9 protein-coding genes are annotated in these 13,421 nt (G+C 71.3%); 6 read left to right on the top strand and 3 right to left on the bottom strand.

Going from position 1 to position 13,421, the window contains the following annotated elements; genetic code table 11:
• Positions 1-474: 474 nt before the first annotated feature.
• Positions 475-2,376 carry a translational GTPase TypA gene (typA, locus tag OG392_RS23750; protein WP_329282660.1) on the bottom strand — a complete coding sequence of 634 codons (1,902 nt, stop codon included), beginning with the start codon at positions 2,374-2,376 and terminating at the stop codon, positions 475-477.
• Positions 2,377-2,697: 321 nt separating this feature from the next.
• Positions 2,698-5,109 (bottom strand): ABC transporter family substrate-binding protein, encoded by a 2,412-nt coding sequence (locus OG392_RS23745; protein WP_329282658.1) that lies wholly within the window; start codon positions 5,107-5,109, stop codon positions 2,698-2,700.
• Between the two features lie 247 nt (positions 5,110-5,356).
• Between OG392_RS23745 and OG392_RS23740 the strand changes: the two genes are divergently transcribed.
• Genes OG392_RS23740 through OG392_RS23725 form a run of 4 tightly spaced genes read left to right on the top strand, consistent with a single transcriptional unit; the run spans position 5,357 to position 9,155 of the window.
• On the top strand, positions 5,357-5,584 hold the full coding sequence (locus OG392_RS23740; protein ID WP_329282656.1) for a hypothetical protein: 228 nt from the start codon (positions 5,357-5,359) through the stop codon (positions 5,582-5,584).
• Between the two features lie 49 nt (positions 5,585-5,633).
• Positions 5,634-6,455 (top strand): hypothetical protein, encoded by an 822-nt coding sequence (locus tag OG392_RS23735; protein WP_329282653.1) that lies wholly within the window; start codon positions 5,634-5,636, stop codon positions 6,453-6,455.
• Position 6,456: 1 nt separating this feature from the next.
• Positions 6,457-8,385, top strand: a complete 1,929-nt coding sequence (locus OG392_RS23730) for a fumarate reductase/succinate dehydrogenase flavoprotein subunit (protein WP_329282651.1) — start codon at positions 6,457-6,459, stop codon at positions 8,383-8,385.
• Positions 8,382-9,155, top strand: a complete 774-nt coding sequence (locus OG392_RS23725; protein ID WP_329282649.1) for a succinate dehydrogenase/fumarate reductase iron-sulfur subunit — start codon at positions 8,382-8,384, stop codon at positions 9,153-9,155. Before OG392_RS23730 ends, OG392_RS23725 begins: the two co-directional genes overlap by 4 nt.
• 4 nt (positions 9,156-9,159) lie before the next feature.
• Here the strand turns inward: OG392_RS23725 and OG392_RS23720 are convergent, their stop codons facing one another.
• A complete protein-coding gene (locus OG392_RS23720) occupies positions 9,160-10,158 on the bottom strand; it encodes a hypothetical protein (RefSeq protein ID WP_329287415.1) in 999 nt (332 codons plus the stop codon).
• Positions 10,159-10,454: 296 nt separating this feature from the next.
• Between OG392_RS23720 and OG392_RS23715 the strand changes: the two genes are divergently transcribed.
• Together OG392_RS23715 and OG392_RS23710 are read left to right on the top strand one after the other, a co-directional pair.
• Positions 10,455-12,554: a TPM domain-containing protein gene (locus OG392_RS23715; RefSeq protein ID WP_329282647.1), complete on the top strand. Its 2,100-nt coding sequence runs from the start codon at positions 10,455-10,457 to the stop codon at positions 12,552-12,554.
• A 53-nt stretch (positions 12,555-12,607) separates the two neighbouring features.
• Positions 12,608-13,315: a PspA/IM30 family protein gene (locus OG392_RS23710; RefSeq protein WP_329282644.1), complete on the top strand. Its 708-nt coding sequence runs from the start codon at positions 12,608-12,610 to the stop codon at positions 13,313-13,315.
• The last annotated feature ends 106 nt before the right edge of the window (positions 13,316-13,421 follow it).

The following is a 13,421-nucleotide window of genomic DNA, read 5'->3' as shown; positions in this document are numbered from 1 at the left end:
ACAAGAGGGGCACTCCGAGTTCTGCCGACACCCCTGACGGCAATGCACTCAAGTGCCCCGAGTGTGCTCGTGAGTCGGCACTCCCCACAGTGCGTGACCCATTGACCCGAGCTCAATGGAGCCAACTATTAAGTACGTCCGGGCTGTAAACCACACTTAAGTGGTCTCGTTTTGACAACATCACCACACCCCCGGATACCGAAATCCGGACAAACTGAGCACAGACAGACACCCCCGAAACGGACCGTTAACACACGTACCGGAGAGCGATGGCCGATATGCGGACACCAGGCCTCCGAAATGGAGTTGACGGAAGTTGACGAAAAGCCCGGACTCCCTCACTCCCTGAGGGGGTCCGGGCTCCGGTGCTGACGTCGCGTCGAACCGAAAGCGGGGTAGATCACAGAATCGTGATCTACCCCACTGTCATCGGCCGTATGCGGCCGGACTCAGCCGATCTCTCGGCTCAGCCGGTCAGCCGTTCTTGGCGCGCGAGGACGCACGGCCACGCGCGTTCTGGTCCAGGATGACCTTGCGGATACGCACGGCCTCCGGGGTGACCTCGACGCACTCGTCGTCGCGGCAGAACTCCAGGGACTGCTCCAGGGAGAGCTTGCGCGGCGGGACGATCGCCTCGAAGGAGTCGGCGGAGGCGGAGCGCATGTTGGTGAGCTTCTTCTCCTTGGTGATGTTCACGTCCATGTCGTCGGAACGCGAGTTCTCGCCGACGATCATGCCCTCGTACACCTCGGTGCCGGGGTCGGTGAACAGGACACCGCGCTCCTGGAGGTTCGTCATCGCGAACGCGGTGACGGCACCCGCGCGGTCGGCGACCAGCGAACCGTTGTTACGGGTCGTCAGCGTGCCGAACCACGGCTCGTGGCCCTCGTGGATCGAGTGGGCGATGCCCGTACCGCGGGTGTTGGTGAGGAACTCCGTACGGAAGCCGATGAGGCCACGGGACGGAACGACGAACTCCATGCGGACCCAGCCGGAGCCGTGGTTCGACATGTTGTCCATGCGGCCCTTGCGGACACCCATGAGCTGCGTGACCGCGCCCATGTGCTCCTCGGGAACGTCGACCGTGAGGCGCTCGACGGGCTCGTGCGTCTTGCCGTCGACCTCCTTGGTGACGACCTGGGGCTTGCCGATGGTGAGCTCGAAGCCCTCGCGGCGCATCTGCTCGACCAGGATGGCGAGCGCGAGCTCACCGCGGCCCTGGACCTCCCAGGCGTCGGGACGCTCGGTGTCGAGGACGCGGAGCGAGACGTTACCGATCAGCTCGCGGTCCAGACGGTCCTTGACCTGACGGGCGGTGACCTTGCGCTGCTTGACCGCGGACTTGGCCTCCGCGCCCTTGCCCGTGCCGCCGCGGCCGACGAGCGGCGAGGTGTTGGTGCCGATGGTCATGGAGATGGCCGGCTGGTCGACCGTGATCAGCGGGAGCGCGATCGGGTTCTCCGGGTCGGCCAGGGTCTCGCCGATCATGATGTCGGGGATACCGGCGACGGCGCAGATGTCACCGGGGCCGGCGACCTCGGCCGGCTTGCGGGTGAGCGCCTCGGTCATCATCAGCTCGGTGATGCGGACGTTGGAGATCGAGCCGTCCCGCTTGATCCACGCGACCGTCTGGCCCTTGCGGAGCTCGCCCTGCTCGACGCGGAGGAGCGCGATGCGGCCGAGGAAGTTGTCGGCGTCCAGGTTGGTGACGTGGGCCTGGAGCGGGGCCTCCTCGTCGTACACCGGGGCCGGGACGTGCTCCAGGATGGCGGAGAAGAACGGCTCGAGGTTCTCGCTGTCCGCGGGGACCGTGCCGTTCTCCGGCTTGGTCAGCGAGGCGACGCCGTCACGGCCGCAGGCGTAGACGATCGGGAACTCGATCTGGTCCTCGTCCGCGTCCAGGTCGAGGAAGAGGTCGTAGGTCTCGTTGACGACCTCGTCGATCCGGGAGTCCGGGCGGTCCGTCTTGTTGATGCAGAGGATGACGGGCTTGCGCTGCTGGAGAGCCTTGCGCAGCACGAACCGGGTCTGCGGGAGCGGACCCTCGGAGGCGTCCACGAGGAGGACGACCGCGTCCACCATCGAGAGACCGCGCTCGACCTCGCCACCGAAGTCGGCGTGGCCGGGGGTGTCGATGATGTTGATCGTGATCGGGGCCCCGCCGTCCTTGGGGTGATACTTCACCGCCGTGTTCTTGGCGAGGATCGTGATGCCCTTCTCACGCTCCAGGTCGTTCGAGTCCATCATGCGGTCGTCGAGCTGCTGGTGGGCGGCGAAGGCACCGGCCTGCTTGAGCATGGCGTCGACGATGGTCGTCTTGCCATGGTCGACGTGGGCGACGATGGCGACGTTACGGATGTCGTGGCGCGTGGGCATGGGTGCTTGCGCTTCTCTCGGATCGTGGGATGCGGCGTCAGTTCCTCGTACGCCCGCCGGGCGGACGCGCCACGGCTATGTCCTATGGTACGGGGCTGCCGCGCAAGGGGCTTCCCCGGCCAAGATCCGAGAAGTTCTACAGCGAGTGGGCAAGGGGGTGGGGGAGGTGGTGCGACCGGGTCAAGGGGCCGACGCGATCCTGCCCGCCGGGGTCACCGGCGGGCAAGGAAATTGAGCTGGTTCTGAGGTTGTGACCTGCGCTTTCAGGGCTTTCAGGGCTTTCCTTGTGTTCGGTGCCCCCCGATGTGGGGCCCGGTCGCCTCAGGGGGTGCGCTCGGCGCCCTTGGACGTCTCGCGCTTCTTGAAGCCGATGTCCTGGTAACGGGGACCGGCCAGGCCCCAGGCCCCCGCGTTCACCAGATCCGCCTTGGCGGCGACGAGCTGCGGACGCTGGTAGAGGGGAATGGAGCCGGCGGCGGCCCAGATCCGGGCGTCGGCCTGGCGCACCAGGTCCCGGGCCTCCTCCTCGTCGAGCGTCCCCGCCGCCTGGTCGAAGAGCTGGTCGATGCGGTCGGTGCCGACCCGTGAGTAGTTCTGTTCGACCAGCAGGGAGCCGTCCGAGGCGGGCTCGGGCTTGGCGAAGATCGGCCGGGCGTCGGTCGCCGGGAAGGCGGACGCGGGCCAGGAGTAGAGGGCCAGGTCGTAGTCGCCGGAGGCCACGTGGTCCTTGAAGAAGCTGTCGTCGGAGACCTTGGTGACCTCGGTGCGGATGCCGACCGCGTCGAGCATCCGCACGATGCGGTCGCCGACCGCCCGCAGCGACTCGGAGCCGGGGCCGGACGGCAGCACGAAGCGGAGGCTGAGCGCCTTGCCGTCCTTGCCGAGGGCCTTGTTCGCCTCGGGCGCCGTCACGGGGGCGGCGGTGCCGCGCGGGGCGTAGGCCCCGGCGACGCCCTTGTCGCCGCGCGGGACCGTCTGGGCGGCGTGGGCGGCGCCCGTACCGGTGTCGAGTGCCTCGGCGCGGGCGAGGAGCGCGGCGCTCTGGCGGGCGGCCGCGGGGGCCGGGGCGAGGATGTCGGTGCCGGTCTCGGGGCCGACGGCGCCGATGGCGGGGGCGGCCCGGCGCTCGCCCGGCTTGTCGTCGCCGACGATGTAGAGGCCCTCGTCGGACGCGGTGTCGGCGGCCTGCTTCTTGGCGTCGGTGCCGTCCTTGGCCGGCTGCTTCTTCGCACCGTCCTCGCCGGCCTTCTCCTTTTCACCGGCCTTCTTCTCCGCGGCCTTCTTCTCGGCCTCGCTGCCCGCCTTGGTGCCCGCGTCCGCCGGCTTCCTGGCCGCGCCGCCGGGGACCCAGCCCGCGTCGGCGAGCAGGGCCCGTGCCTCCTCGGTGTCCTGGCTGCCGAGGGCGTCGCTGCTGTCCGCGTACGCCGCCTGGCCGGCGAGGGCCAGGTGGCTGCCGGGAGGTTCCGCGGGGAGGCCGAGCGGCTTGAGTACGGACTCGGCCAGTTCCCGGCGGTTGATGGCGCGGGCGACCGCGCGCCGTACCCGCTCGTCGGCGAGCGGCCCGGACTCGCCGTTCAGCGAGAGCTGGGTGTAGGCGGGCTCCAGCGACTTGCGGACGACGTACTTCGCGAGGGTGTCCTGGGCGGTGGCGTACGCGGCGATGGCCTTCTGGTTCTTCTCGCGGGCGGCCTGGACCTCCTGCGCCTTCTCGTCGTCGGAGCCGTGGGCGAGGGCCCAGGACTTGAGGGCCTTCGAGGGGGTGATCGAGGAGCCGGGGCCGTGGGCGAGGGCGGCCTCGGCGCCGCCCCGTCCGGCGCGGGCGTCGCGGAGGGCGAGGGAGATGCGTTCGGCTGTGGACCGGTCGATCTCGGCCAGGTCGAGGGTGCCCGCGGCGAGGGCGTCCGCCCGGTCGGTGCGGGCGACGGCCTTGAGGACCATGCTGTCGAGCTTGGCGGGCTGTCCCCACCAGCGGGGGTTGCGGGTGAGGGTGACATCGCCGTTCTTGCGGTCGACCGCCTTCAGCAGGAACGGTCCTGCGGTGGCCTTCAGGCCGGTGCGGGCCCCGTCGTTGAAGGCGGCGGGGGAGCCCATCACCTGCTTCGGGTAGAGCGGGGTGAAGAGGGACTTCCAGTCGGCGTAGGGCTTGGAGAAGGTGACCCGCACCTCCAGGTCGTTCTTGCCCCGCTCGATCTTCTCGATCCGCTCGTAGCCGGAGTTCCGCGCGGTCCAGTACGCGGTGTCGCGGCCGCTCAGCGCCCGCCACTGGGCCACGAAGTCGGGGGCCCCGATCTCGCGTCCGTCGCTCCACACCGCCTGCTGGTTGAGCTTGTACAGGACGACCTGCTTGGGCTCCGTCTCGACGACCTGCGCGGTCTCCAGGTAGTCGGGGTTGAGCTGCGGCCTGCCCCGCCCGTCGAGCGTGTAGAGGGAGGGGAGCACGGCCCCGGCGATCCGGGAGGTGGTGCCGTCGGCGTCGGCCTGGAAGGTGTTGAGGGTAGTGGGGAGCGCGTCGACGGCCCAGCGCAGGGTGCCTCCGTCGGCGACCTTGTCGCGGGCGGCGGGCGCGTTGTCCTGGGCCGCGGCCCTGGCCTCGTCGGCGTCGTCGGAGGAGCTGCATCCGGCGAGGACCGCGACGGCGAGGACGGCGCTGGTGAGGGCGGCGACGGAGCGGAGCGTGCGGGAGCGGGGGCTCCTGGAGCATGTCCTCCCGCGAGGGGCGCCGATCTGGGACATGACTTGTACCCCTTCGTCCAGATTTATTCCATTTGGAGATGATCACACCTATTGCTCATACACTGAAAAGGACGGAACGGATCCGGCCACGGCGACACGGCGGCACGTCCGGAAAACCCCACTCGTGCGGCCCAACCGCCGGAGAGGGAGCGCTCCGGACGCATGGAATCCCGTGCACATGGCTTCCCAAGCGGGAATGTGACGCGCGACACTCCTGCCGAAGCCGCTCGCGGAAGTGAGGGCAACCATGTCCGTTGAGGACGATCTGGCAGCCGTCAAGCGCTGCCTCGAAGACCTGGTCCGCACCGTCGGACAGCTCGATCGCTCCGTCACGGCCGAGCGGGGCGCGCTCGCCGCGCCGGCCTCCGGACGCGCCGCAAGCATGGTGGCCATCCCCGACGCCCCCTACGACAGCGGGCTGTGGACGGACACGGACGACGAGGGACTGGGAGCACGCGACCGCCACGCGCCGTAGGCCACCCCGCGCCGCGGGCCGCACCGGCAACCGACCGTAGGAGGGCCCGTTGGCCACAGGTACGGAACCGCCCGGATCCGCCACGGGGGTGCGCACCCCGGGGCGCGCCTCCCTCGCCGCCCGGCATCTGCGCACCGACCGCTGGTGGCTCTCCCCCGCGGCGACGGCCGCCGGACTGCTCGCCTTCGTCGCCTACTCGACCTGGCGGGCCTTCGCCAACGCCGACTACTACGCCGCCCCCTACGTCTCGCCGTTCTACTCGCCCTGTCTGGCCGAGAACTGCGTCCCCATGAAAGGCGGGCCGAACTGGGAGATCCTCGGCAGCTGGTGGGGCCTCTCGCCCGCCCTGCTGATCCTGGTCTTCCCGCTGGGCTTCCGGCTGACCTGCTACTACTACCGGAAGGCGTACTACCGGGGCTTCTGGGCGTCTCCCCCGGCCTGCGCGGTCGCCGAGCCCCACAGGTCGTACACCGGCGAGACCCGGTTCCCGCTGCTCCTGCAGAACCTCCACCGGTACTTCTTCTACGCGGCGCTGCCGGTGGCCGGAATCCTCACGTACGACACGGTGCTCACCTTCCGGAACGCCGACTACGCGTGGGGCCACGCGGGGCTCGGGACGCTCCTCTTCCTCGTCAACATCACCCTCATCTGGGCGTACACCCTCTCCTGCCACTCCTGCCGGCACATCGTCGGCGGACGGCTCAAGCACTTCTCGAAGCATCCGGTCCGCTACCGGCTGTGGACCTGGGTGGGCCGACTGAACACCCGTCACATGCTGCTCGCCTGGTCCTCCCTCATCAGCGTCGCCCTCTGCGACCTGTACGTGTACCTGCTCGCCACCGGCACCTTCGACGACCCGAGGTTCTTCTGAGATGACGCACGTCGAGCGAGAGCAGTGGGACGTGGTCGTGGTCGGCGCGGGCGGCGCCGGGCTGCGGGCCGCGATCGAGGCACGCCGCGCGGGCGCCCGTACGGCGGTCATCTGCAAATCCCTCTTCGGCAAGGCCCACACCGTGATGGCCGAGGGCGGAATCGCCGCCTCCATGGCCAATGCGCACCCCCAGGACGACTGGAAGACCCACTTCCGCGACACCATGCGCGGCGGGAAGTTCCTCAACCAGTGGCGGATGGCCGAGCTGCACGCCCAGGAGGCCCCCGAGCGGGTCTGGGAACTGGAGACCTGGGGCGCGCTCTTCGACCGCACTCCTGACGGCCGGATCTCGCAGCGCAACTTCGGCGGCCACGAGTACCCGCGGCTCGCGCACGTCGGCGACCGCACCGGCCTCGAACTGCTGCGCACCCTGCAGCAGCGGTCCGTCGGACTCCAGCAGGAGGACCACCGCGAGACCGGCGACCACGAGGGACGGCTCAAGGTCTTCCAGGAGTTCACCGTCACCCGGATCCTCAAGGACGGGGACGGGCGGGTCTCCGGGGTCTTCTGCTACGAGCGGGAGAGCGGGCGCTTCCTCGTCCTGGAGGCCCCCGCGGTCGTCCTCGCGACCGGCGGCATCGGCAAGTCCTTCAAGGTGACCTCGAACTCCTGGGAGTACACCGGGGACGGGCACGCCCTCGCCCTGCTCGCGGGCGCTCCGCTGGTGAACATGGAGTTCGTGCAGTTCCACCCGACCGGCATGGTCTGGCCGCCCTCGGTGAAGGGCATCCTCGTCACCGAGTCCGTCCGCGGGGACGGCGGGGTCCTGCGGAACTCCGAGGGCCGGCGCTTCATGTTCGACTACGTCCCCGACGTCTTCAAGGAGAAGTACGCGGAGACGGAGGAGGAGGGCGACCGCTGGTACGAGGACCCCGACCACCACCGGCGCCCGCCCGAGTTGCTGCCGCGCGACGAGGTGGCACGGGCCATCAACTCCGAGGTGAAGGCGGGACGCGGCTCTCCTCACGGCGGGGTGTTCCTGGACGTGTCGACCCGGATGCCGGCCGAGACGATCAAGCGGCGGCTGCCCTCGATGTACCACCAGTTCAAGGAGCTGGCCGATGTCGACATCACCGCGGAGGCCATGGAGGTGGGGCCCACCTGCCACTACGTGATGGGCGGAGTCAACGTCGACTCCGAGACCGCGGCGACGGTGGGGGTGCCCGGGCTGTTCGCGGCCGGTGAGGTGGCCGGCGGCATGCACGGCTCCAACCGGCTCGGCGGGAACTCCCTCTCCGACCTGCTGGTCTTCGGCCGGCGGGCCGGTCTGCACGCGGCGCGGTACGCGCTGTCGGGGATCGGCGGCGGGATCGTGGCGGCCGACGTCGAGGCCGCGGTGGCGGAAGCGCTGGCGCCGTTCGGATCGGCGCCCGGCGGCCACGGGCCCGAGGAGGGCGCGGGCCCCCCGGAGAATCCGTACACCCTCCACCAGGAGCTCCAGCAGACGATGAACGACCTCGTCGGGATCATCCGGCGGGAGGGCGAGATGGCCGAGGCCCTGGAACGGATCGCCGCCCTGCGCGCCCGGGCCCGACGGATCGCGGTCGAGGGCCACCGGCAGTTCAACCCCGGCTGGCACCTCGCCCTCGACCTGCGGAACATGCTGCTCGTCGGCGAGTGCGTGGCCCGGGCCGCCCTGGAGCGGACCGAGTCGCGCGGCGGACACACCCGCGAGGACTACCCGGCGATGGAACGCGCCTGGCGCCCGGTGAACCTGCTCTGCCACCTGGAGGGCGACGGCATCGCACTCGAACGGACGCGTACGGAGCCTGTGCGGCCCGATCTCCTCGGGCTGTTCGAACCGGAGGAGCTGGCCAAGTACCTCGCCGCGGACGAGCTGGCGGGCCTGGAAGGGGGGCACGACGCATGAGCACGTACGACGCGCGGTTCCGGGTGTGGCGGGGAGACGCCGAGGGCGGCGAACTGACCGACTACACGGTGGAGGTCCACGACGGCGAGGTCGTCCTCGACGTCGTGCACCGCCTGCAGGCCACCCGGACACCGGATCTCGCGGTGCGGTGGAACTGCAAGGCGGGCAAGTGCGGCTCCTGCTCGGCCGAGATCAACGGCAGGCCGCGGCTGCTCTGCATGACCCGGATGTCGGTGTTCGCCCGGGACGAGGTGATCACCGTGACCCCGATGCGCGCCTTCCCGGTCGTGCGCGACCTGGTCACGGACGTCTCCTACAACTACGCGAAGGCCCGGGAGATCCCGGCCTTCGTTCCGCCGGCCGGGGTGGGCCCCGGCGAGTACCGGATGCGGCAGGAGGACGTGGAGCGCTCCCAGGAGTTCAGGAAGTGCATCGAGTGCTTCCTGTGCCAGGACACCTGCCATGTGGTGCGCGACCACGAGGAGAACAAGGAGGCCTTCGCCGGGCCCCGCTTCCTCATGCGGATCGCGGAGCTCGACATGCACCCGCTGGACGCGGCCGAGGAGTCCGGACTCGACCGCCGGCGGACGGCACAGGAGGAGCACGGACTCGGCTACTGCAACATCACCAAGTGCTGTACGGAGGTGTGCCCGGAGTCCATCCACATCACCGACAACGCCCTGATCCCGATGAAGGAGCGGGTCGTGGACCGCACGTACGACCCGCTGGTGTGGCTGGGCGACACGATCAGGCGGCGGAGGACGACTTAGGCGCTCAGTGCCAGCCGGCGCGGTAGGCCGCCCAGTCGCCCTCCTCCGCGGCGAAGTCCACGTACAGCGCGACGCCGAACCGCGCGCGGCCGGGATCGGTGCGCCCGAGGCCGAGTCTGACGCCCCGGACGGCGGCCTCGACGGTCTCCGCGTTCTCGTGGTGGCCGAGGTCGTCCTCGTGGAAGAAGGGGAGCCCCATGAGGAGGTCCGTCGACTCGGGGGTCACTTCCAGGGCGAGGCTCGTCTGCTGGGCGACGTACCCGCCGTACAGGCTCTCCAGCGGCATCCAGGTGTCGTACGACATGACGGCGATCTGGTCGACGCGCCGGGCGACCTGTCCGAAGAACTCCTGCGACCACCACTTCTCCTTGCCCGTGAGCAGGCTGTTGGCCGAGTGCAGGCCGGGGAGTGGGTCGATCTGGTGGGCGGCGATCGAGAGCTGCGCCTTCCGCGGCCGGGTGACCTCGCCGAGGTCGTCGAGGAGGGAGAGGTAGTCGGCGTCGTCGGAGAGCAGCGGTTCCAGGTCGAAGTGGACCCCGTCGAAGCCGGCGTCCAGGATCTGCCGGGCCGAGGTCACCACGGCCGCGCGGGTGCCCGTCCTGTCGAGGTGCAGTCCGTCGGGTCCGTCGTTGGCCAGGACGTCACCGAGCCAGGCCTGCACCCGTATCCCGGGCATCGTGCGGTGCACGGCGTCGATGAACCACTTCGCGCGCGGGTACTTGGCGGCGGGCAGGGTGCCGTCGTGCTCCAGGGGTCCGGCGTGGACGTACAGGTCGCGTATGCCCGTGTCCTTGATCCGGGCGGCGAACGCGGCGAGGTCGGCGTCCTTCTTCCTCCCGTCGACCCAGGCGTGGCCGAGCCAGACGGCGTCCTTGTCCCGGGTCTTCGCGTCGTCCCTGAGGTCGCCCGCGTAGCTGACGCGCAGGGCGAGCGCACCGAAGAGCGGGGGCACCACGAGGAGGAGGACGAGGCCGAGCACGAACCAGCGCCCCCGTCGCCACATTCCCCTGAGTCGTCCACTCACCCGAGCCCCCTCGTGCCGTCGTGTCACGTGTCCCACCGCTTCTCACCGTAGCGGCGGCTACTGACAGTGACGCAGGGCTGTGGAGAATGGTTTCCGCGGGGCTGTGGTGACAGCCCGGTCCCGCCGGGCTGTCCGGATCCGAGCCCCCGTCCAGGCCCGTTCGGTCGGGCTGTCCGGTCGGGCTGTCCGGTCGCGAGGTCCGGTCGGCTGTCCGGTCGCGGGTCCGGCCGGCTGTCCGGTCGCGGGGTGACATACGCGGACATAACCTCCCCCTTGTGACGCGAACAGCCACCCAAGCCCTTCTCGCGGTACTGGTGGCGGCGTGGTGGCTCCTCGTGCCCGCCGTTCACGGTGCGCGTGCCGACGACCCCGTCGCCCTGTCCCGGGACGGACAGATCACCGACCGGGTGGACGCGCTGGGCGACCGCCGCGCCTCCGTGGTGCGGGCCCTCGACCGGCTCTACGACACCCGGCGGATCCAGCTCTTCGTCGTCTACGTACGGGACTTCTCCGGCCGCACGGGCCAGGCCTGGGCCGACGCCACGGCCGAACGCAACGGCCTCGGGGTCGACGACGTGCTGCTCGCCGTCGCCACCCACGACCGCCGGTACGGCTACTCCGCCGACCCTGACGCCCCCCTCACCCAGGGCCAGCTCGACGAGGTGGCGCGGACCGCCGTCGAACCGGCGCTGCGGCAGAACGACTGGGCGGGCGCCGCGATCGGCGCGGCCGACGGCTACTCGGCCGTCCTCGCCGGACAGCCCGTCCCCGCCCCGGCCATCACCCCGGGACCCGCCGATCCCGGCGGCGCGGTCGACGACGGCACCTCGGCGACCGATCTGGTCCTGCCGGTGGTCCTGGTCGGCGGCGCCGGCGCCGTGGCGGCGTACGCGTTCACCAAGCGACGCCGGCGCACCGAGACCCGCACCACGCCGCAGGGCGGGCAGGGCTGGGGCCCGCCGAGGGAGCCCGCGCCGCCGTCCCTCGACGAGCTCGACGGACAGGCCCGGCAGACGCTGGTCGCCACCGACGACGCCGTCCGCACCAGCCAGGAGGAACTCGGTTTCGCGACCGCCCAGTTCGGCGAGGAGGCCGTCCGCCCCTTCACCGAGGCGGTCGCCTTCGCCGAGCAGCAGCTGACGGCCTCGTTCCGGCTGCGGCAGAAGCTCGACGACTCGTTCCCCGAGGACGACGCGACCCGGCGGACCATGCTGGACGAGATCCTGCGCCGCTGCGCGGAGGCGAACGCCCGGCTGGACGCCGAGAGCGAGGACTTCGACCGGCTGCGGGCCCTGGAGCGGACCGCGCCCGAGGCGCTGGCCACCGTCGAGGCCGCGGTCCAGGAGCAGACCGGCAGGACGGGCACGGCCGAGGCGGCCCTGACGGCGATGCGCGGGCGGTACGCCGAGACGGCCGCCGCTCCCGTCGCCGGCGACGTCGAACAGGCCAAGGACCGGCTCGTCTTCGCGACGACCCACATCGACCAGGCCCGCCTGCGGATCGACGCCGGTGACAACGGCGGGGCCGCCGTCCACATCCGGGCGGCCGAGAGCGCCGTGGACCAGGCGGCCCGGCTGATCGAGGCGGTCGACCGGCGGGCACAGGAACTGGCCGAGGCCGTCGGCAAGCTGCCCGGCGCCCTGTCGGAGACGGACGCCGACCTGGCGGAGGCCCGGGGGCTGCTGCAGGGGGCCACCGAAGGGTCGACGGCCGATCTCCGGGGCCGGATCGCCCGCGCCGAGTCGGTGCTCGGCGAGGTGAGGCGGGTCATGGACACCGGACGGTACGACCCGCTCGACTCCCTTCGCCGGGTGGAGGAGGCCGACGCGGTGCTCGACGAGGCGCTGGAGGGCGCGCGGGAGCGCGAGTCGGGCAGCCGGCGCGCCCGCGGGCTCCTCGACCAGTCGATGCTGACGGCCCGTTCGGCGATCGGGGCGGCCGCGGACTACATCACGACCCACCGGGGTGCCGTGGGCAGTGAGGCCCGTACGCGCCTCGCCGAGGCCCAGCGGCGCTGGGAGAAGGCGCGGGCGCTGGCGGAGGCCGACGACCCGCAGGCCGCCCTCGCGGAGGCTCAGCAGGCGGACGCCCTGGCCCGGCGGGCCCAGGACCTGGCCGAGCAGGACGTCCGGAGGTACGGGAACCCGAACGGCCCGGGCGGTGTATCAGGGGTAGGCGGTGGCGGCGGGCTCGGCGGTGCGGTGCTCGGCGGCATCATCCTCGGCGGACTGTTCGGCGGGGGAAGGGGAGGCGGACATGGGGGGTTCGGTGGAGGTTCGGGCGGGGGTCTCGGGGGCGGAGGTCTCGGCGGCGGGCCCGGCAGCTTCGGCGGCGGCGGCACGCGCGGCCGGCTGGGCGGCGGAGGCCGATTCTGAGGGCGGCGCGGCGCGCGCCCTGCCCCTTTCTGTCCCTCTCAAGGAGAAGAGCCATGAGCAAGCAGACCATCCTCGGCCGGGTCACCCAGCTGGCGAAGGCCAACATCAACGCGCTGCTGGACCAGGCGGAGGACCCGCAGAAGATGCTGGACCAGCTGATCCGCGACTACTCCCACAACATCACGGAGGCGGAGGAGGCGGTGGCCGCGACCATCGGCAACCTCCGGCTGATGGAGCAGGACCACCAGGAGGACGTGGAGGCGGCGAAGGAATGGGGCGGCAAGGCGCTGGCCGCCAGCCGGAAGGGCGACGAGCTGCGGAGCGGCGGGCAGACCTCGGAGGCGGACCGCTTCGACAATCTGGCGAAGGTGGCGCTCGGCCGTCAGCTCCAGTCGGAGAAGGAGGCGCGGACGGCGGAGCCGACGATCGCCGCACAGACCGAGGTGGTGTCGAAGCTCAGGACGGGCCTCGACCAGATGAAGGCCAAGCTCGGCGAGTTGCGGGCGAAGCGCGACGAGCTGGTGGCCCGCGCCAGGACGGCCCAGGCGCAGAACACGATGATGGACGCCGTGAAGAACATCGATGTGCTCGACCCGACCAGCGAACTGAGCCGGTTCGAGGACAAGGTGCGCCGGGAGGAGGCGCGGGCGACGGGCAAGCAGGAGCTCGCCGCGTCCTCCCTGGACGCCCAGTTCGAGCAGCTGGACGCGTGGGGCGACAGTGCCGAGATCGAGGCCCGGCTGGCGGCGCTCAAGGGCTGACCGGACCCCTGCCGGCACCCGCCCGCGCGGCCGGGGCCGGGCGTCGGCCCGGCCGCGCGGGCGGGTGTCGGCTCCGCCGCGCGTCCGGGTGGCTGCGGCGGCGGGT

Origin of the sequence: Streptomyces sp. NBC_00691, assembly GCF_036226665.1 — a bacterium.
Lineage (GTDB): Bacteria > Actinomycetota > Actinomycetes > Streptomycetales > Streptomycetaceae > Streptomyces.
The sequence above is the reverse complement of the archived record's forward strand: the minus strand, read 5'-3'. Positions and strand labels throughout refer to the sequence as shown.